This is a genomic window from Pseudomonas sp. P4795 (assembly GCF_048822895.1).
In the GTDB taxonomy this organism is placed as follows: domain Bacteria; phylum Pseudomonadota; class Gammaproteobacteria; order Pseudomonadales; family Pseudomonadaceae; genus Aquipseudomonas.
On sequence record NZ_JBMFBT010000006.1, the window covers coordinates 159,613 to 178,967 of the forward strand.

At 59.2% G+C, this 19,355-nt stretch carries 20 protein-coding genes and 1 pseudogene; 12 read left to right on the forward strand and 9 right to left on the reverse strand.

Going from position 1 to position 19,355, the window contains the following annotated elements; translation table 11 throughout:
* Positions 1 to 213: 213 nt before the first annotated feature.
* From ACOI8A_RS18700 to ACOI8A_RS18720, 5 genes and pseudogenes are all read left to right on the forward strand, one after another.
* Positions 214 to 963 carry a hypothetical protein gene (locus ACOI8A_RS18700; RefSeq protein WP_420650173.1) on the forward strand — a complete coding sequence of 250 codons (750 nt, stop codon included), beginning with the start codon at positions 214 to 216 and terminating at the stop codon, positions 961 to 963.
* A gap of 80 nt (positions 964 to 1,043) precedes the next feature.
* A pseudogene (locus ACOI8A_RS18705) lies at positions 1,044 to 2,241 on the forward strand (MFS transporter).
* 99 nt (positions 2,242 to 2,340) lie between these two features.
* On the forward strand, positions 2,341 to 3,126 hold the full coding sequence (locus ACOI8A_RS18710) for a sulfite exporter TauE/SafE family protein (RefSeq protein WP_420650171.1): 786 nt from the start codon (positions 2,341 to 2,343) through the stop codon (positions 3,124 to 3,126).
* A gap of 13 nt (positions 3,127 to 3,139) precedes the next feature.
* Complete coding sequence (locus ACOI8A_RS18715) at positions 3,140 to 3,463, forward strand: hypothetical protein (protein ID WP_420650170.1); 324 nt, start codon at positions 3,140 to 3,142, stop codon at positions 3,461 to 3,463.
* A gap of 186 nt (positions 3,464 to 3,649) precedes the next feature.
* The gene (locus ACOI8A_RS18720) at positions 3,650 to 4,216 is read left to right on the forward strand and encodes a DUF4174 domain-containing protein (protein WP_420651439.1); all 567 of its coding nucleotides are present in this window, start codon (positions 3,650 to 3,652) and stop codon (positions 4,214 to 4,216) included.
* Positions 4,217 to 4,287: 71 nt separating this feature from the next.
* On the opposite strand, the gene ampC is transcribed toward ACOI8A_RS18720, so the two are convergent.
* On the reverse strand, positions 4,288 to 5,382 hold the full coding sequence (gene ampC / locus ACOI8A_RS18725) for a class C beta-lactamase (RefSeq protein WP_420650168.1): 1,095 nt from the start codon (positions 5,380 to 5,382) through the stop codon (positions 4,288 to 4,290).
* Between the two features lie 232 nt (positions 5,383 to 5,614).
* On the opposite strand from ampC, the gene ACOI8A_RS18730 reads away from it, so the two are divergent.
* Positions 5,615 to 6,493, forward strand: coding sequence for a LysR family transcriptional regulator (locus tag ACOI8A_RS18730; RefSeq protein WP_420650167.1), 879 nt, complete (start codon positions 5,615 to 5,617; stop codon positions 6,491 to 6,493).
* A 608-nt stretch (positions 6,494 to 7,101) separates the two neighbouring features.
* Here ACOI8A_RS18730 and gudD read toward each other — a convergent pair.
* Positions 7,102 to 8,445, reverse strand: coding sequence for a glucarate dehydratase (gene gudD / locus ACOI8A_RS18735; RefSeq protein WP_420650166.1), 1,344 nt, complete (start codon positions 8,443 to 8,445; stop codon positions 7,102 to 7,104).
* Between the two features lie 26 nt (positions 8,446 to 8,471).
* Complete coding sequence (locus ACOI8A_RS18740; RefSeq protein WP_420650165.1) at positions 8,472 to 9,818, reverse strand: MFS transporter; 1,347 nt, start codon at positions 9,816 to 9,818, stop codon at positions 8,472 to 8,474.
* A 363-nt stretch (positions 9,819 to 10,181) separates the two neighbouring features.
* Here ACOI8A_RS18740 and ACOI8A_RS18745 point away from each other — a divergent pair, with 363 nt between their 5' ends.
* Together ACOI8A_RS18745 and ACOI8A_RS18750 are read left to right on the forward strand one after the other, a co-directional pair.
* Positions 10,182 to 10,895, forward strand: coding sequence for a FadR/GntR family transcriptional regulator (locus tag ACOI8A_RS18745; RefSeq protein ID WP_420650164.1), 714 nt, complete (start codon positions 10,182 to 10,184; stop codon positions 10,893 to 10,895).
* Positions 10,896 to 10,988: 93 nt separating this feature from the next.
* Positions 10,989 to 11,219 carry a hypothetical protein gene (locus ACOI8A_RS18750; RefSeq protein WP_420650163.1) on the forward strand — a complete coding sequence of 77 codons (231 nt, stop codon included), beginning with the start codon at positions 10,989 to 10,991 and terminating at the stop codon, positions 11,217 to 11,219.
* A 195-nt stretch (positions 11,220 to 11,414) separates the two neighbouring features.
* Here the strand turns inward: ACOI8A_RS18750 and yegQ are convergent, their stop codons facing one another.
* Positions 11,415 to 12,743 carry a tRNA 5-hydroxyuridine modification protein YegQ gene (gene yegQ / locus ACOI8A_RS18755; protein WP_420650162.1) on the reverse strand — a complete coding sequence of 443 codons (1,329 nt, stop codon included), beginning with the start codon at positions 12,741 to 12,743 and terminating at the stop codon, positions 11,415 to 11,417.
* Positions 12,744 to 12,899: 156 nt separating this feature from the next.
* Here yegQ and ACOI8A_RS18760 point away from each other — a divergent pair, with 156 nt between their 5' ends.
* Positions 12,900 to 13,964, forward strand: coding sequence for an AI-2E family transporter (locus ACOI8A_RS18760; RefSeq protein ID WP_420650161.1), 1,065 nt, complete (start codon positions 12,900 to 12,902; stop codon positions 13,962 to 13,964).
* Here ACOI8A_RS18760 and ACOI8A_RS18765 read toward each other — a convergent pair.
* From ACOI8A_RS18765 to ACOI8A_RS18775, 3 genes are all read right to left on the reverse strand, one after another.
* A complete protein-coding gene (locus tag ACOI8A_RS18765) occupies positions 13,961 to 14,143 on the reverse strand; it encodes a hypothetical protein (RefSeq protein WP_420650160.1) in 183 nt (60 codons plus the stop codon). The genes ACOI8A_RS18760 and ACOI8A_RS18765 overlap by 4 nt on opposite strands.
* Before the next feature lie 103 nt (positions 14,144 to 14,246).
* The gene (locus ACOI8A_RS18770) at positions 14,247 to 14,441 is read right to left on the reverse strand and encodes a hypothetical protein (protein WP_420650159.1); all 195 of its coding nucleotides are present in this window, start codon (positions 14,439 to 14,441) and stop codon (positions 14,247 to 14,249) included.
* Between the two features lie 247 nt (positions 14,442 to 14,688).
* Positions 14,689 to 15,042 (reverse strand): hypothetical protein, encoded by a 354-nt coding sequence (locus tag ACOI8A_RS18775; protein ID WP_420650158.1) that lies wholly within the window; start codon positions 15,040 to 15,042, stop codon positions 14,689 to 14,691.
* A 254-nt stretch (positions 15,043 to 15,296) separates the two neighbouring features.
* Between ACOI8A_RS18775 and ACOI8A_RS18780 the strand changes: the two genes are divergently transcribed.
* On the forward strand, positions 15,297 to 16,115 hold the full coding sequence (locus ACOI8A_RS18780) for a shikimate 5-dehydrogenase (RefSeq protein WP_420650157.1): 819 nt from the start codon (positions 15,297 to 15,299) through the stop codon (positions 16,113 to 16,115).
* 26 nt (positions 16,116 to 16,141) lie between these two features.
* Positions 16,142 to 16,660, forward strand: coding sequence for a cupin domain-containing protein (locus ACOI8A_RS18785; RefSeq protein ID WP_420650156.1), 519 nt, complete (start codon positions 16,142 to 16,144; stop codon positions 16,658 to 16,660).
* A 24-nt stretch (positions 16,661 to 16,684) separates the two neighbouring features.
* Here ACOI8A_RS18785 and ACOI8A_RS18790 read toward each other — a convergent pair whose 3' ends face one another.
* Positions 16,685 to 17,332 (reverse strand): YceH family protein, encoded by a 648-nt coding sequence (locus ACOI8A_RS18790; protein ID WP_420650155.1) that lies wholly within the window; start codon positions 17,330 to 17,332, stop codon positions 16,685 to 16,687.
* A gap of 125 nt (positions 17,333 to 17,457) precedes the next feature.
* On the opposite strand from ACOI8A_RS18790, the gene ACOI8A_RS18795 reads away from it, so the two are divergent.
* Entirely contained in the window at positions 17,458 to 17,967 is a 510-nt protein-coding gene (locus ACOI8A_RS18795; protein ID WP_420650154.1) for a DUF1993 domain-containing protein, read from the forward strand.
* Positions 17,968 to 18,031: 64 nt separating this feature from the next.
* On the opposite strand, the gene sstT is transcribed toward ACOI8A_RS18795, so the two are convergent.
* Positions 18,032 to 19,264 carry a serine/threonine transporter SstT gene (gene sstT, locus ACOI8A_RS18800; RefSeq protein WP_420650153.1) on the reverse strand — a complete coding sequence of 411 codons (1,233 nt, stop codon included), beginning with the start codon at positions 19,262 to 19,264 and terminating at the stop codon, positions 18,032 to 18,034.
* Positions 19,265 to 19,355 lie beyond the last annotated feature (91 nt).

A 19,355-nucleotide genomic window follows, 5' to 3' on the forward strand; every position in this document is an offset into this window, starting at 1 on the left:
TCGACAAATAGTCATGCTAATTGATGCTTGAGTGAAAATTTATAGCGGATTAAAGGTTTATTGCAAAGATAAAGTCGGACTAATTTGCAGTGGGCGATGCGCCGAAGGTCGGCTGTGTGCGCCCGACACTGCACTTTTTCGCAATCTTTGGCTCTATCCATGGCCAAGGTTGCGGTGACTCCCGTCGCACAGGAACGTGTCCGTCAAACATACATGCCGAGAGTTTTCCGCCAGATCGCTGCTTTCATTTACCGCCCGTGCCTGTTGCTGGCGTGTCTGTCGACGTTGTTGCTCGGTGGCTGCAGCCATCAGGAAGGCAATAATTTTTTCAATCAGATGCGCGAGGGCCGGCCGCAGGAATTCCTGCAGACCAGCGTCGACCGTATGGCGACTCTGGCGATGCGCGACAACCTCGACAGCCTCTATCGGTTGATGGGCAAACTGTACTTGCGCAATCCAGACGAGCTGCGCAAGTCGGGGTTCCTCAACGTCAACACAGCGGTCAAACAGGTGCGCCTGGCCATCGAGCAGCAGCAACCCTTGCCGCAATTGGGTGGCAAAAAAGATCTGGCGGCGCTGAGCTACGCCATGAGCCCGGAGTTCCTCGGCGACCGTGTTGGCGCGTTCATCTACGCTATCGGCAGCATGCTGGTGACTGCCCACGGCAATCGCACCGAGTTCTACATGACCGATGCCATCGACCCGACCTTCGTCAACAACGCCGCGCGCAACATCGAAAAAGCCACGTGGATTCTCGCGCAGCGGCAGAACAAGGAAGGCCAGCCGCTGCTGTTCTCCAATGAAATCTCGGAGGAGGGCAGCAACCTGAGTTTCGCCACCGAGTTCGGCAAAGTCGTCGCGCGCCTCGATCTGCTGACGCAAATGCTCGACGAGCGCTATCGAAGAATTGGCCTGAATTACGCACAAAGTCTGCTGTTTTTGAATTTTTTACCGGTGCAGTGAGCCCGCTCAGGTAGAGTGGCCGACGGCGAGGTTTGTATACAATCCGCCGTCATATTGACTCAAAGGGAGCTGCACCCGTCATGATCGACCCCGCAAGCGCCGATTTCGCCAGCCTCGAGCGTGCCACCCGCACAGACAAATTGCCCTACGCCGCGCTGCTGGCGTTCGCCATGACCGGCTTCATCGCGATCCTTACCGAGACTCTGCCAGCTGGACTGTTGCCACAGATCAGCGCCGGGCTGAACGTCAGCGAAGTGCTGGCTGTATGCGCTGGGCTCGATTGTCGCGGCGATTCCGCTGACCGTCGCCACCCGTGGCTGGGGACGCAAGCGTGTGCTGCTGATGACGGTGGGCGGGTTTCTGTTGTTCAACACCATCACCACGTTTTCCGGCCATTACGGACTGACTCTGGCCTCGCGGTTTCTCGCCGGGATGGCGGCGGGGCTGTCGTGGGGGATCATGGCCGGGTATGCGCGCGGGATTGTGCCGGTGCATCTGCAAGGCCGGGCGCTGGCGATTGCCATGCTCGGCACGCCGGTGGCGCTGTCGCTGGGCACGCCGGCCGGCACCTGGCTGGGTCATCTGATCGGCTGGCGTGCGTCGTTCGGCATCATGTCGGCGCTGGCGCTGGTGCTCGCCGCGTGGATTGTCGTCGCCGTGCCGGATCGCCCCGGCCAGGCCAGCGCTGAACGCCTGCCGCTGCTGCATGCGTTGCGCATGCCCGGCGTGCGCCCGGTGTTGTTCGTGGTGCTGACGTGGATGCTCGGCCACAACATTCTCTACACCTATATCTCACCGTTCCTGATGCAGGCCGGGCTGGCTGAGCGCGTCGATCTGGTGCTGCTGGTGTTCGGTCTGTGTTCGCTGGTGGGGATCTGGATCATCGGCATGCTGGTGGATCGCTGGTTGCGCTGGCTGACGCTGATCAGCCTCGCGGTGTTCGCCGTGACCGCCCTGGTGCTGGCGCTGGCCACGACCTCGCCATGGCTGATCTACGTGTGCATGGCGGTCTGGGGCTTGTCGTTCGGCGGCTCGGCGACGTTGTTGCTGACCGCGGCGGCGGACTCGGCGGGTGAGCATGTCGACGTGGTGCAGGCAATGCTTACCACTTCGTGGAACGTGGCAATTGCCGGCGGCGGATTGTTCGGCGGGTTGCTGCTGGATCGGGCCGGGGCGATGTCGTTTCCGTGGGCGCTGCTGATCTTGTCGTTGATTGCTCTGGCGACGGTGTGGCTCAACAGCAATCACAGTTTCAAGCCGGGACGTCGTCTGCATTGAGCGCAAAGGCATAACGATAGATCGGATCGATATAGGAGGTTATAAGAAAAATCGCTATGCTGCGGGCCAGTTTTTCCTGTCGTTTTTCTGGACGTCTTAATGGAATTGGCAAATTTCGGCCTGGTGATCGCCGGGCTGGTGGTGGGTTTTATTGTCGGCATGACCGGTGTCGGCGGCGGTTCGTTGATGACGCCGATCCTGCTCTGGTTCGGCATCAACCCGGCCACGGCGGTGGGCACTGACCTGCTATACGCCGCCATCACCAAATCCAGTGGCGTGCTGGTGCACCGCAAAAACAACAACATCGACTGGGCCATCACCGGATGGCTGACCCTCGGCAGCGTGCCGGCGGTGGCGATGACGTTGTGGTTCCTCAGCACGCTGCACACCGCACCAGATGCAATGAACGCGATCATCAAGCAAGCGCTGGGCTTCGTGCTGTTCGCCACGGCGCTGGCGATTTTCTTCAAGAAACGCCTGCTGGATTTCGCCCACAAACGTGCCGGCGGCAACTACAACCCCAGCGGTCCGCGCCTGAATGCCATGACCGTGCTCACCGGTCTTATCCTCGGCACCATGGTTGCCCTGACCTCCATTGGCGCCGGCGCCCTCGGCACTGTCGCACTGTTCATCCTCTATCCGCTGCTGCCCACCCGCCGCTTGGTCGGCACCGAAATCGCTCACGCCGTACCGCTGACCCTGGTCGCCGGCCTCGGCCACGCGAGCATGGGCAACATGGATTGGGGCGTGCTGGGTTTCCTGCTGATCGGCTCGCTGCCGGGGATCTGGCTCGGCAGCCACCTGACCGGACGCATCTCCGATGAAGTGCTGCGCCCGTGCCTGGCGACGATGCTGGTGTTGATTGGTTATAAGTTGGCTTTTTGAGCCGCAGACGGCCATGAGCGAAACCACTTATCACTGCGATGGCCGCATAGCCATCACCGTCGAACCCCGCGAAATGCGCATGAGCCATTGGCTGTACGCGCCGCGGGTAGTGGATCAGCAGCAGCGGACGCTGGTGGACCTGAGCGACAGCTTGTGGGATCTGATTACTATTACAGACGATACGCCCGGTGAAATTACGCTGCTGCTGCGCAAGTATCCCGGTGATCGACAACCTGTAATGTTGAGCATCAGGCTCGATGACGGACTGCTCAGGCTTGAGGGGCGGTGCGTGGATCCCGCAATGCTGGAGTCAGCTCTCGACGCGGCTTTGCGCTAAGTCCTGAAGGACTCTTATTCCAGGAGCGCGCTTCATCACTGTCACTGACAACACGTCCAACCCCGGTTGCGCAATGACGGCCCTGACCTAAGCTTTGGGCAAGGCGACGCACATTTGCCGGGCAGCCCCCGGAACAATCGCCGCGATGCGCAATCATTAGAGCGTGGATATCAAAAGGAGATGCGCATGCTCATCAGGTCACTGACCCTGACACTCTTGCTGGCGATTGCCGGCCCCTCGTTCGCTGGCGACAACGATTCACCGCTGGACGTCGACAAAGGCAACTACCGCCCTTTGATCGTGATCGCCAACAGTACGGTGGACCCGGTCTGGGTCGGCCTGAAAAAGTCGCTGGAGGACCCGGCCAACAAGCAAGGCATCGCCGACCGCAAGCTCAAGGTCTACACCATCCTGAGCATGTCCGGTCAACTCGACGGCAAGGATCTGGGCCAGCAAGACACCATGGCGCTGCTGCGTTCGCTGAAACTCGGCGCCGGGGCTTATCCGAAAATCTTCCTGGTGGGCAAGGACGGCGAGACCAAATTGGCAGCCTCGGGTGATGAAGCGAAGGCGGTGGACCTGAAGAAAATCTTCGACACGATCGATGCCATGCCGATGGCTGAAAAAGAAGCTGCGGCAGCGGTTGTGACTCCGCCAGCAGCGACTGAACCGGCGCCGGCCAAAGGTGCCAAGGGCAGCAAACCGGTGAAGCCTGCCAAACCGAGCAAGCCACCGGAAATGCCGGATGATTGATTGGCGGCTGCGGGGCTGAGTTGAAAAAAATGGCGAACGGTTTAAAGCGTTCGCCATTTTTTATTGCCCGATTACTTGGTCAGCTCAGCCAAAATCCCATGCGCAATCTTCACCCGTTCGGCATTCGGGTAATTCTTGTTCGCCAGAATCACGATGCCGACCTTCTTCGCCGGCACGAACGCAACATAAGCACCGAAGCCACCGGTCGAGCCCGTCTTGTTCAGCAACATATCCGTCGATGCAGGCTGCGGCGGATTAAGCCATTTGACCTTGTGCGCTTCCATGACCATCGCCGTGGAGTTGCCGGCCAGCAGGCGCTCGAGGCTGATCGGGTAGGTGTAGCGTTCCCAGCCCAGGCCCTGGGTCATGTCGCCGACGCTGTAGTAGCCGGTGTGGGTGAGGGCGATGGCTTTTTGCAGGGGGGCTTCGAGTGGCGCGGAGTTCAGGTTGGCGTCGACAAATTTGAGCAGATCTGCGGCGCTGGTCTTCACGCCATAGGCTTCCGCATCCAGTGCGCCGGGGCTGACGTGCACCGCTTGGTTGTTCTTGTCATAGCCTTGGGCGTACAGCTTCTCCTCAGACGCGGGGACCGAAAGGAAGGTGTGCTTGAGTCCGAATTTCGGTAGCAGGGTTTCGGTCATGGCCTGATCGAACGGCTGGCCGAGGCTTTTTGCTGCCAGATAGCCGAACAGTCCAATACTCGGGTTGGAATATTGGCGATGGTTGCCGGCCGGATAAGTCGGTTTCCACTGTTGGAAATAGCCGAGCATCTTGTCGGAAGAATCTGCAGCATCCGGGAATTGCAGCGGCAGTCCGCCAGCGCTGTAGGTGCCCAGTTGCAGCACGCTGATGGTGTCGAACGCACTGGCGCGCAATTCGGGCCAGACCTTGCTCGCCTTCGCGGAAAAATCCAGTTTGCCGCTGGCCTGTGCGTAGCCGCCGAGGGTGGCGGTGTAGGTTTTGCTTACCGAGCCGATTTCAAACAGGGTGTTTTCGCTGACGGTCTGACCGGTGCTCTGGTCGGCGACGCCGTAGTTAAAGTAATGCGGCTGGCCATCAATGGTGATTGCCACCGCCAAGCCGTGGATGTTCTGTTGCTGCATCACGGGCGTGACGGCATTCTTGACCAGCGCTTGCAGTTGATCGTCGGACGACGGCGCAGCCATGCAGTTTGCTGCACTGAAAAAAAGTCCGAAAGCGCTGCAAACAGCCACATTCTGCAGATTAATTGGAAACATAAATGAACCACTCTCCATGAGTGCTGATTGTCTTATCCCGCTAGACTGCGGGCAATTTCGCCACTGGCCTGCCGAGCAGCGCCGCCAATCTAGGCAGTTCGGCGCCTGCCGGCAAACGATGAAATCTCGCACGAGCCATTAGAAAAATTTGGGACTGGGCATGATCCGACCACAATTACCCCTCAATGCGCTGCGCGCCTTCGAAGCGTCTGCCCGACATCTAAGCTTCACCCGCGCCGCCGTGGAATTGTGCGTGACGCAGGCAGCCGTCAGCCATCAGGTGAAAAGCCTCGAAGCGCAACTCAATGTCACCCTGTTCAAACGCCTGCCCCGTGGGCTGATGCTGACCAGTGAAGGCGAAACCCTGCTGCCGGTGCTCACCACTTCGTTCGATCATATCGCGCAGATGCTCGAGCGTCTGGCGGGCGGGCAATATCGCGACACGTTGACGGTTGGCGCGGTGGGTACTTTTGCTGTCGGCTGGCTGCTGCCGAGGTTGGCAGACTTTCAGGCGAAACATCCGCTAATAGATTTACGGCTGTCGACTAACAACAACCGGGTGGATGTGGCGGCTGAGGGCCTGGATTACGCGATTCGTTTTGGCGCCGGGGCGTGGCACGGCATTGAGGCGACCCGCGTGCTCGATGCGCCGTTGTCGGTGTTGTGCGTTCCGGAAATCGCTCGGCAATTGCACACGCCGGGAGATCTTCTTCAGCAGCGCTTGTTGCGTTCATATCGCACCGATGAGTGGCCGGAATGGTTTCACGCCGCAGGACTGGCGACCCATGCCGCGCCGCCGCAGAGCATCGTTTTCGATTCGTCATTGGCGATGATGGAGGCGGCGTTGCAGGGCAGTGGAGTCGCGTTGGCGCCGCCGCTGATGTTTGCCCGGCAACTGGCGGCAGACTTGATTCGCCAGCCGTTTGCGATTGAGATCACCACGGGCAGTTACTGGCTGACGCGGTTGCAATCGCGACAGGAGTCGGCCGCGATGATGGCGTTCAAAAACTGGTTGCTGCAAGCCTCGGATCAACACTGAATCCTGTGGGAGCCTGCTGGTGATGGCTATCTCTGAGGCGCTGATGCTGTTGCGGAAGTACTCAAAACCTGTGGGAGCTGGCTTGCCAGCGATGGCGTCGGGGCAGGCGATGGTTTTTTTGCGGTGTACATATCCGTTGCTGCGATAACGGCTTCTTGGGGTTCCGCCCTGACGGCGGGTCACTTTTTCCAGACGCCGAAAAAGTAACCAAAAAGGCTTTACCCTGACGTTCGGCCCTCGCTTAGGCTCGGGTTCCTTCGCTCCGGGATTGTTCCGGGGGCATCGCCTCCGGTTTGCTGCGCTGCACCTCCTCTCGATGTGTTTGGCTGCGCCAAACGTCGCTTCGCTCCCTCCCCGGATCAATCCCTCCACTCAGCCTGCCGACGGGCGCTTGCGATCAAGAGCTGCACTCGAGCTAACGCTCATCGGGTTGAGTGGTTGGAAGCGAAGTGCGGTTCTCGGGTGGATATCAAAACTGTGGGAGCTGCGGTGCGACGATTCGACTTGCCAGCGATGAGGCCGGCACAGTCAACATTTGCTTCGACTGACCGGACGTCATCGCGGGCAAGCCCGGCTCTCACAGGTTTTGTGGTGTTTTCAGTACAGGGTCAGCGCACCAGACACGGCCGCTTGTTATCGAATTTCCATCCCGGAATCAGAAACTGCATCGCCACGCTGTCATCGCGCGCGCCGAGTCCCATGCCTTTATACAGTTCGTGCGCCTTGGCCAGCTGATCCATGTCCAGCTCCACGCCCAGCCCCGGTTTCTGCGGCACTTGCACGCAACCGTCGACGATTTGCAGCGGCGCTTTGGTCAGGCGCTGGCCGTCCTGCCAGATCCAGTGGGTGTCGATGGCGGTGATGTCGCCCGGCGCAGCGGCGGCGACGTGGGTGAACATCGCCAGCGAAATGTCGAAGTGATTGTTCGAGTGCGAGCCCCAGGTCAGGCCCCATTCGTGGCACATTTGCGCCACGCGCACCGAACCCTGCATGGTCCAGAAGTGCGGGTCGGCCAGCGGGATGTCGACCGATTGCAACTGAATCGCGTGGCCCATCTCGCGCCAGTCGGTGGCGATCATGTTGGTCGCGGTTTTCAGCCCGGTGGCGCGGCGGAATTCGGCCATCACTTCACGGCCCGAATAGCCGTTCTCTGCGCCGCACGGATCTTCGGCGTATGCGAGTACATGATGCTGATCGCGGCACAGACGGATGGCTTCCTTGAGTGACCACGCGCCGTTCGGATCGAGGGTGATGCGCGCATCGGGGAAGCGTTCGGCCAGTGCAGTGACGGCTTCTATTTCCGCATCGCCGCTGAGTACGCCGCCCTTGAGTTTGAAATCCTTGAAGCCGTAGCGCTGATGCGCCGCTTCTGCGAGGCGCACCACGGCCTCGGCGGTCATGGCTTTTTCGTGACGTACGCGGAACCAGTCGTTGTCGGCATCCGGCTCGCTGCGGTAAGCGAGGTCGGTTTCGCGCTGATCACCGACATAAAACAGATAGCCGAGCATCTTCACTTGATCACGCTGCTGACCTTCACCGAGCAATGCGGCCACCGGTATGTCGAGATGCTGGCCGAGCAGGTCGAGCAGGGCGGCTTCAAGGCCCGTGACAGCGTGGATGGTGATGCGCAGATCGAAGGTCTGCAGGCCACGGCCGCCAGCGTCGCGGTCGGCAAAGGTCTGGCGAACCTGGTTGAGGATCTTCTGATAAGTGCCGATCGGGCTGCCGATCACCAGGCTGCGCGCGTCTTCGAGGGTCTGGCGGATCCGTTCGCCGCCCGGCACTTCACCGACGCCGGTGTGGCCGGCGTTGTCTTTCAGAATGACGATGTTGCGGGTGAAAAACGGCCCGTGCGCGCCGCTCAGGTTGAGCAGCATGCCGTCGTGGCCGGCCACCGGGATGACTTGCATGTCGGTGATGATCGGGGCTTTGGCGATGTCGTGTGCGGTCATTTTTGTTGTCCTTATAAATGCAGAATTCAGGCGTGCTTCGGCGTGGAAATTTGTGCGCCGGCATCAGCTACGGATTTCGGTTGGGTTCGGGCGAAGAACACGATGATCGCTGCGATGATCGAAGTCGCGGCCAGGCCATACAGGCCGCCCTGGATCGAACCGGTGTGTTCTTCGAGCAGGCCGAACGTGGTCGGTGCGACGAAGCCGCCGAGATTGCCGACCGAGTTGATCAACGCGATCACCGCCGCCGCGATGCGCGCATCGAGATAAGCCTGGGGAATCGGCCAGAACAGCGACGACGCAGACTTGAAGCCGAGCGCGGCAAAGCAAATCGCGACGAATGCGAAGATCGGCCCGCCGGTGGTGGACATGAACATCCCCGCTGCGGCAATCAACAACGCCGTGGCAACCCAAGCCTGTTGGTGCTTCCACTTGGCCGAGAAAGTCGCGAAGGCGTACATTCCGATGATCGACAGCAACCACGGAATCGAGTTGAACAGGCCGACCTGCAGGTCACTCATCTCGCCCATTTTTTTGATGATGCTTGGCAGCCAGAACGTCGCGGCGTAGATCGTCAACTGGATGAAGAAGTAGATCAGGCAGAACAGAATGATCTGCCGGTCCTTGAGCAATTTGCCCAGTGACGGTTTGATCGGCGTCGCCGCTTCGCGGGCCAGTTGCTCGTCGTCGATGGCTTTGACCAGCGCGTCCTGTTCGGCGCGGCTCAGCCATTTGGCGTCATGGGGTTTGGCGTCGAGCCAGAACCAGACGAACACGCACAGCCCGACCGAGAACATCCCTTCAATGAAATACATCCACTGCCAGCCGTGCATTCCCAAGCCGTTGATTTGCAGCAGCAGGCCGGACAATGGGCCGGAGATCAGCGAGGCCACGGCCGAACCGCTGAGGAAAATCGCAATCGCCTTGCCGCGCTCGGCGCCCGGCAGCCAGCGGGTGAAGTAGTAAATCACGCCTGGGAAGAATCCGGCTTCGGCCACGCCGAGCAGAAATCTGAGGATATAGAAGTGGGTTTCGTTCTGGATGAACGCCATGCCGGCGGCGACCAGGCCCCAGGTGAACATGATGCGGGTCAGCCAGATTCGTGCGCCGACTTTTTGCAGAAGCATGTTCGACGGGACTTCGAACAGCGCGTAGCCGATGAAGAACAGCCCGGCACCGAAACCGTAAGCGGCGGCACCGATGCCCAGATCGTGTTCCATGTGCGTGCGCACGAAACCGATGTTCACCCGATCAATGTAATTGACGATGAACATGATCACGAACAGCGGCAGGACGTGGCGTTTGACTTTGGAAATGGCTGAGGACAGCACTGAATCGGCGCCCTCATGCATCCCGGCGATGGATGTTTTCACTGGATTTTCTCCCACTCGTTATTTTTATGCGGGGTGTTGCTGGACGTTGCTTGTTGATAGACATCATACAACTAGATTTTTTTGTCCTACAAGTGCGGCAAGCAATCAAAATCATCTTTTAAAAAATTTTTTATGCCTTTTATTCAATGCGGTTTCCGTATCTATTGGGTTTATCGGCGTTTTTGGACCGGATTTTTCGATCTCATGAACCCAGTCTGGAGGCTGTTGCGCTTCCTAGGGATGAATTAATAACCAGATAGAATGAGTGTTGTCATACAAGTATGGCAGCGTTTATGGAAGATTTTGCTCAGGCCCTCAGCACCACAGTGCTACGATCCACAAGCCCCGACACCGGAATCGACCATGCACGAAGACCTCGACGCTCCCACCCGCAAACGCGCGCACAACCTGGCCCACGATCTGGTGGAGAAACTCACGCAGAGCATCCTGCTCGGCCAGATGCTGCCCGGTGACAAGTTGCCGTCGGAGAACTCGATCGTTCAGGAATACGGGGTCAGCCGCACCGTGGTGCGCGAGGCGATTTCCAAGTTGCAGGCGTCCGGTCTGGTGGAAACGCGCCACGGCATCGGCACCTTTGTGATCGAGCGCGCGCCGGAGCAGGGCCTGCGCCTGAATGTCGACACCGCGCTGGGGGTGCGCAGCATTCTTGAATTGCGCATGGGGCTGGAAACACAGGCAGCGGCGCTGGCTGCGCATCGCCGTAGCGAGCAGCAACTGCTGCAGATGCGTCAGGCACTCGATGACTATCAGCGGCTGCTGGCCAACAACGACAGTTGTGTCGAGGCTGACCGGCGCTTTCATCTATTGATCGCCGAGGCTACCGGTAACGTGTGCTTCACCGAAATCATGCAGCACCTGGGCAGCGCAATGATTCCTCGTACTCGGGTGAATGCTGCTGAACGCGGCGCGACCGATTTAAGCAAGCTCGGGCAACTGGCCAATCTGGAGCACGAGGCGATCCTCAATGCGATCAAGCGTCAGGACGCGGATGCGGCCCGTGCCGCGATGTGGCTGCACCTGACCAACAGCCGTGACCGGTTTTCTGCGCAGGGTTGATCACCGTTGGTCTGTTCGATAGCACGCTGTGCGCGGGGACATTTCCAACGTGTACGACCCGGATGTTCCGGGCCTCCTTTTGTGAGGTGCATCATGGCTGACGACACGCTGTTTCAGGGTGGAACTGCTCCGACCGATCCAACCCGCGCAATGCCCGGCATGGACGAACCGACACTGGCCGATCACGATGTGCCTCCAGGAATGAATCCCGGCCGCGATCCGTTGAGTGATGCCGACCGTCCGGACGACTGGCAAGATCCACCGGCTGACGAAGATATGCCACCGGCGGATGAGCCTACGCCGCTGTCGGATGATCAACGCTGATCGTAAAAGAGCGGCCCCTCACCCCAGCCCTCTCCCGGAGGGAGAGGGAGCCTACCGAGGTGTCTGGCGTGGTACATCGACCTGAAAAGCCGCGTCGATTATGGATTCACAGCTGATTGATCAGGTCGGCGTTAATCTGAAGCATCTCCCATTCAGTCCCCTCTCCCTTTGGGAGAGGGCTAGGGTGAGGGCCTTCTAGCAGGCGCCGATATCCCGCATCAGTAACCCGAACTGCAGCTCCACCCCATCCGGCACCCGCAAATAAACCGTATGCCCATCTCCCGGCGCTACCTCGATCGCCTCACCTTTCACACTCAGCAACTGCTGCAGATCAAACTGAAAATTGCCCACCGGCGTCATAAGCTCCAAATGGTCGCCCAACGCAAAACGATTCTTTACCTTGACCTCAGCCAAGCCATCACGCCGCTCCCCGGTCAACTCGCCGACAAACTGCTGACGCTCCGACACCGAGCTGCCGTTCTGATAGTTCTGATATTCGTCATGCACATGCCGGCGCAGAAAACCCTCGGTGTATCCGCGTTGCGCCAACGATTCCAGATCCGTCATCAGGCTGCGATCAAATGCGCGTCCGGCCACTGCATCATCAATCGCCCGGCGATACACCTGCGTGGTGCGCGCGCAGTAGAAGTGCGACTTGGTACGGCCCTCGATCTTCAATGAATGCACGCCCATCCGGGTCAAGCGCTCGACGTGTTGCACTGCGCGCAGGTCCTTTGCGTTCATGATGTAAGTGCCGTGTTCGTCTTCGAACGCTGGCATCGATTCGTCGGGGCGATTGGCTTCCTGCAACAGGAACACCTGCTCGGTCGGTGCGCCAATCCCGAGGGTCGGCTGTGGTTCGCAGGTCTGCACGATCTCGCCGAGCTGATTCTCAGTGGCCTCCTGCGCCGAATATTTCCAGCGGCAGGCATTGGTGCAACTGCCCTGATTGGCATCGCGCTTGTTCATGTAACCCGACAGCAAACAGTGTCCGGAGTAGGCCATGCACAACGCGCCATGCACGAACACTTCCAGCTCCATGCCCGGCACTTGTTCGCGAATTTCGCTGATTTCCTCGAGCGACAGTTCCCGCGACAGAATGATCCGGGTCAGGCCTTGCTGTTGCCAGAACTCGACGCTCGCCCAGTTCACCGTGTTGGCCTGCACCGAAAGGTGGATCGGCATCTGCGGGAAGTGCCGGCGCACCAGCATGATCAAGCCCGGGTCGGACATGATCAGCGCGTCCGGCGCCATCTCGATCACTGGCGCCAGATCCTTGAGGAAGGTTTTCAGCTTGGCGTTGTGCGGGGCGATGTTGACCACCACATAGAAACGCTTGCCCTGGGCCTGGGCCTCCTGAATGCCAAGGGCGAGGTTGGCGTGATCGAATTCGTTGTTGCGCACGCGCAGGCTATAGCGCGGCTGGCCGGCGTAAACCGCATCGGCGCCGTAGGCGAAGGCGTAACGCATGTTTTTCAGGGTGCCGGCGGGGGCCAGCAGTTCCGGGGTCAAGGAGGGCGTCATGGCGGTATCAATCGCAAAAGCGCGGCAGGGTAGAGCAGTTGGGCCAAGGCTTTATTGATCTGCATCTATGCTCATTAAAGATTGATGGCACTTGGGCCGCCGCGGGCTGACTAAGTTGGGCGGGCGCGTGTGGCGCCTGACTGACATGGACTGGACATGAACCAAAAGAGTCTGCAATTCAAATCCCTCACCGTGCTGCTCGTGCTGGTGACGGTCGCCTTTATCTGGATCTTGCTGCCGTTCTACGGCGCGGTGTTCTGGGCGGTAATTCTGGGCATCGTGTTTGCGCCGATGCAGCGCAAATTGCAGTTCAAATTCGGCTGGCAGCGCAACCTGACGTCACTGTGCACCCTGAGCATCTGCCTGGTGATTGCGATTTTGCCGGTGATCGTCATCAGCGTGCTGCTGGTGCAGGAAGGGGCCACGGTCTACAACAACATCGAAAGCGGCAAACTCGACATTGGCGCCTATCTGGCGCAGTTCAAGCACAGTCTGCCGCCGTACTTCCAGAACCTGCTTGATCGATTCGGCTTGGGCGAGCTGAATGGTTTGCGCGAGAAAATCGTCAAAAGCGCAATGCAGGGCAGTCAGGTGCTGGCGACTCAGGCGTTCAGTTTCGGCCAGGGCACGTTCGAGTTTGTGGTGAGTTTTTTCATCATGTTGTATCTGCTGTTTTTCTTCCTGCGCGACGGTCCCGAGCTGGCGCGCAAGATGCGCACGGCGGTGCCGCTGGAGGAAAACCACAAGCGTCGTTTACAGCTCAAGTTCAACCGCGTGGTGCGTGCCACGGTGAAAGGCAATTTGGTGGTGGCAATCACTCAGGGTGCGTTGGGCGGGGCGATATTCTGGTTTCTCGATATTCCCAGCGCATTGCTGTGGGCGGTGCTGATGGGGTTCCTGTCGCTGCTGCCAGCGGTGGGCGCGGGGATCGTCTGGGCGCCGGTGGCGGTGTATTTCCTGCTCAGCGGGATGATCTGGGAAGGCGTGGTACTGGGCTTGTTCGGGGTCTTCGTGATCGGCCTGGTGGACAATGTGCTGCGCCCGATTCTGGTGGGCAAGGACACGCGGATGCCGGATTACCTGATCCTGATCTCGACGCTGGGCGGTATGGCGGTGTTCGGTCTGAACGGCTTCGTGATCGGCCCGTTGATTGCCGCGCTGTTCATGTCGAGCTGGGCGCTGTTCGTCGAAACCAAGCCGAAAGTGCAGCTGCCTTCTTAGGCGTTGAACGGCTGATTGCCAATCTGCAGCGACAATGCCTGAGCATCGGGCAATGAGGTGAGCGGGCCGCTGATTGGCTCGCCATCGCGCACCAGATACCAGCAGGCGAGCAATCCCAGCGCGCGGAGCGGGGCGGGAACGGCGCTGCCGATAACCGACATGATTTGAACCTGAGCCATGACAAGGACCTCCACTGAATCTGTGGGGCTACCTTAAGGATTTGTCAGCGGCGGGGACAATCAACGCTTTCGATAGTGGTCATTGACGCCAGTGAGAGCTGGGTCAATCCACCACTTGATCGAGCATGTGCACAATCTCGTGCTCATTGAGCAGCCCCTTGCGCACCAGGTTTTCCGCGAGCAGCGAGAGAAACTTGGCGCTGCGATGGCCTTCCAGGTGCTTGAGCTCGGTCAATGTGTTGTACACCTTGCTCGAGGTGCACAAACCGACAATGCGGTGCGGGTTCTGTGTTGGCATTCCTGTCGTCCTTGTTGTTATCGATTTGTTGTATGCGGACGGATTCAGATTGCGGTTCCGTCATGACAAATGGATGACCGTTGTGTGAATGAATTCACGACGCTCGAATCAATCATGCCGACTTTAGCCGGGGAAACTGTCCTCACAGCGACGTTCACGCGATTTTTTCAGACTCGGCCCGACGAACGGCGCACTTTGTTGGCGAAAAAAAGCCCCGCTATCAAAGCGAGGCTCAGTGTTGTTGTGATTACCAGCGCGGGCCGCCGTAGTAGTGACGTGGAGGGCCGTAGTAGCCGCGCGGTGGGCCGTAATACACGGGGGCCGGTTGGTAATAAACCGGTTGTTGCACATAAACCGGCGCCGGCTGGTAGTAGACCGGTGGTGGCGGTTGCTGCACATAGACCGGTTGCGGCTGAACGTAAACCGGCTGCTGCACGTAGACCGGCCGGTCCTGATTGATCAGCGCCGAGCCGATGATGGCCGAGCCGACGATCGCACCAAACACTGCCGGGCCTTGCCAACCATGACCTCCGGCTTCGGCCTGGCCTGTGACAGCAAATGCACCGATCAGCAGGGCGACAATGGAGAGTTTACGAATCATGATAATTCCTCGGTTCTTCGACCCGGGCGTCCGGCCTGCAACAGGCTTGCGTTCGCGCGGGGATACTTCTAAGACAGCAACATTTTGCAAAACAGCACGGCGGCTGGGTAAATTTTGTGTAAGGTCTGTAGCGGTTTCTTTACCGGTCTGCGGGTCAATATTGCGATGCCCGTTGCAGGCCGTTCAATCATCTTCCAGAACCTGATGGTCTGGCTAATCCCGTCCATCCGAAAGTGCATTCGAAGGAGTTTTTCATGCAGATGAATCCCAACAAAGACACCCAATTGTGTATGTCCCTTTCCGGGCGTCCGGGGAATTTCGGTCTGCGGTTTCACAATCATTTGTATGAGCAGTTGGGCCTGAACTTCTATTACAAAGCCTTCAGCAGTAAGGATCTGACCGGCGCAGTGAGCGGAATTCGTGCGTTGGGCATTCGTGGCTGCGGCGTGTCGATGCCGTTCAAGGAAGCCTGTATTGAACTGGTCGATGAGCTGGATGCATCCGCTGCGGCGATCCAGTCGATCAACACCATCGTCAACACCGACGGCCATCTCAAGGCCTACAACACCGATTACATCGCCATCGAGCAGTTGCTCGCAAAGCACGCAGTTCCGCAACAATCGACCTTCGCCTTGCGCGGCAGCGGCGGCATGGCCAAAGCGGTAGCCAGTGCGCTGCGCGATGGCGGTTACAAAAACGGTTTGATTGTTGCGCGTAATGAGCGCGCCGGCAGAGCACTCGCGGATTCGCTGGGCTATCGTTGGCAGGCTGAACTGGGCGAAGAGCGCTCACAGATGCTGATCAACGTCACGCCGATCGGCATGACTGGCGGGCCGGAGGCGGATCAACTGGCGTTTGCCGCCGAAGTGATTGAGTCGGCGGAGACGGTGTTCGATGTGGTGGCGATCCCCTCGGAGACGCCGCTGATCATGCGTGGTCGCGCTGAAGGCAAACGCGTGATCACCGGGCTGGAAGTGATCGCCATTCAGGCGCTGGAGCAGTTTGTGCTGTACACCGGCGTGCGTCCCACAGAAGAACAGTTTCAGGCCGCGGTGGCGTTTGCTCGTAGCTGATTACCTACCACTGAAACGAGGTTTGTATGCATCCGCCGATACTCAACCTGAACGATGTCGAACTCGAAACATTGCCTGAAGCGCTGGCGCCCGAAGGCGAAACCGCCGGGCGTTATCAGCAGCGTCTGGCCCGGGTCGGTCAGCAATTGGGCGCGCAGAAACTTGGTTACCGTCTGTATGCGTTGCCACCGGGAATGCGCGGCAGTCCGTTTCACAGTCATCGGGTCAATGAGGAAATGTTTTACGTGGTGGCCGGGGAGGGCGAGGTTCGGCTGGGTGCCGAGCGTTTTCCGATCCGCGCTGGCGACGTGATTGCCTGCCCGTCGGGTGGTCCGGAGAAAGCGCATCAAATCATCAATACCAGTCAGGCTGAGTTGCGATATCTGGCGGTCAGTACCCAGCAGCAACCGGAGATCTGCGAGTACCCGGATTCGAACAAATACGCGGTGATGGATAACTTCAACGTGGACGCAGAGGGCAATGCTTCAGGTTTTGTAGCGGTGGCGCGGCAGGCGGATGGGGTGGATTACTGGGACGGTGAATAACACCGCCCCGGTTATGTAGCGGCTTTACTCCAGGCGCGACAGGCGCTCTTCCAGCGCTGCGATCCGCGCCTCCAGTTCTTCTATGCGTTCCACGGAAACACCGCTGGCCGCGCCGCGATCTGCAGGATTCTGTCGCGCTGCCATGATTGCCTCGATATCCGCAGGATCGCCCAGTGCATGGGTATAGCGATCTTCCCGCTGACCCGCCTGACGCGGAATCAACACTGCCAGCCCGCGAGCAATCAAGCGCTCCAGCTGATGCAGCACCTGCTCGGCGTCCTCAAACTCATGCATACGCCCGCTGCGGGTCAGCAGCTCGTTGATGGTCTGCGGACCGCGCAGAAACATCAGCCCGGTCAGAATCACCTGCGCCGGCACCAGTTCCAGAGCCTTGTCGACCTTGTGCTCCCAGCGGTCGGCGCGACTGCCCATGACCAGCTTGGTAAAACCACGACCTTCAAGCGCGCGCAGGCTTTGACCGACCTGGCCTTGCGTCAGGTTCATCACCGGTTCACGGCTGGTTTTCTGATTGCACGCCAGCAGCAGCGCGTTGAGGGTCAGCGGATAGCTTTCCGGGCTGGTGGCCTGCTTTTCGATCAACGAACCGAGAATGCGGATTTCCGTGGCGTTGAGCCGTGGTTCGTCGAAGGTGGTTTGTTGTTCGGTGGTCATCGCGCGTTCCCTCAGCAGTCGAAGGCGCCTAGCCTAATCCTTGCAGGATAAAAGACAAGCCGCAGGCGTCTCGCGGCATGGCTATAATCGCCCCACGATTGACCCTGCCACCACGTGAGACTGCCATGACCATTTCCCTGTACGCCGCATCCGTCCCGGTTTTTCAACAAATGCTCAACGCCCTGAGCGATGTGCTGAAGAAGGCTGAAGCCCACGCCACCGCGAAAAACATCGACCCGAACGCCTTCCTGCAAGCACGTTTGTACCCGGACATGTTCCCGCTGGTGCGTCAGGTGCAGATCGCTGTGGATTTCGCCAAAGGCGTTTCTTCGCGTCTGGCTGAAATAGAAGTTCCGAAATACGACGACACAGAAACCACCTTCGCCGAGCTGCAAGCGCTGATTACCAAAGTGCTGGCCTACATCGGCGAGATCAAGCCTGAGCAGATCGATGGCAAGGAAGGCATCGAGATTGTTACCCGTCCGGGCACGCCTAAAGAAAAACGCTTCTCGGGCCAGTCTTACCTGCTGAGCTACGGCCTGCCGCAGTTCTTCTTCCACGTCACCACGACATACGCATTGCTGCGTCATAACGGTGTGGAAGTGGGCAAGCGCGATTACATGGGCGCGTTCTAAACCGCCAAGGCACAAAAAAGCCCGCCAAGGTTCGCGCCTTGGCGGGCTTTTTACTGGATGCGGTTTACGCCATCCGCTGAGCTTTCTCTTCTTCACCCATACAAGCCGCCGCGGTAAACAGCACATCGGTCGACGAATTCAACGCTGTCTCCGCCGAGTCCTGCAACACGCCGATAATGAAACCGACCGCCACCACCTGCATCGCAATCTCGCTCGGAATGCCGAACAAGCTGCACGCCAACGGAATCAGCAGCAGCGAACCACCGGCCACACCCGACGCGCCGCAGGCGCAGACCGCCGCCACAACGCTGAGCAGAATCGCCGTCGGAATATCCACCGCGATCCCCAGCGTATGCACTGCCGCCAGCGTCAGCACGGTAATGGTGATCGACGCACCGGCCATGTTGATGGTCGCGCCGAGCGGAATCGACACCGAATAAGTGTCTTCATGCAGACCCAAGCGTTTGCTCAATTCCAGATTGACCGGAATGTTCGCCGCCGAGCTGCGGGTGAAAAACGCGGTGATACCGCTTTCGCGCAGGCACTTGAGGGTCAGCGGATACGGGTTGCGACGCAGCTTCCAGAACACGATCAGCGGGTTCATCACCAGCGCCACGAACAGCATGCAGCCGAGCAGCACCGCCAACAGGTGCGCGTAACCAAGCAGCGCGCCGAAACCCGAGGTGGCCAGGGTCGAAGCCACCAGACCAAAAATACCCAGCGGCGCGAAGCGGATCACCACGCGCACGATCAGGGTCACGCCATTGGACAGGTCGCTGACCACTTCGCGTGTGGTGTCGCCGGCATGCCGGATCGCCACGCCCATGCCGATCGCCCAGGCCAGAATGCCGATGAAATTGGCGTTCATCAACGCAGTCACCGGGTTATCCACCACGCTCAGTAACAGGCTTTGCAATACTTCACCGATGCCGCCGGGTGCGGTCACCGCAACATTGTCAGTGGAGAGCACCAGATGCGACGGGAACATCGTGCTGGCTACCACGGCGACCACCGCAGCACCAAAAGTCCCCAGCAGGTACAGGAACAGAATCGGCCGAATATGGGTTTCCTGACCGTGCTTGTGGTTGGCAATCGAAGCCATCACCAGCACGAACACCAGAATCGGCGCCACGGCCTTGAGTGCCGAAACGAATACCTTGCCGATAAACGCAGTGGCTTTGGCTGCTTCCGGGGCCAACAGCGCCAGAGCGATGCCGGCAATCAGGCCGATCAGGATCTGCGCGACCAGGCTGAGGTTTTTCAGACGTAGCAATAAAGAAGGGGATGCAGCGGTCATAACGGCGTCTCTGATTTTTTATAGGGTGCGAGGTGCGTGATCCGGGCGGTGAAATCAGGGCGGGCCACGGATCAGCCCCGAAAGGTGTACG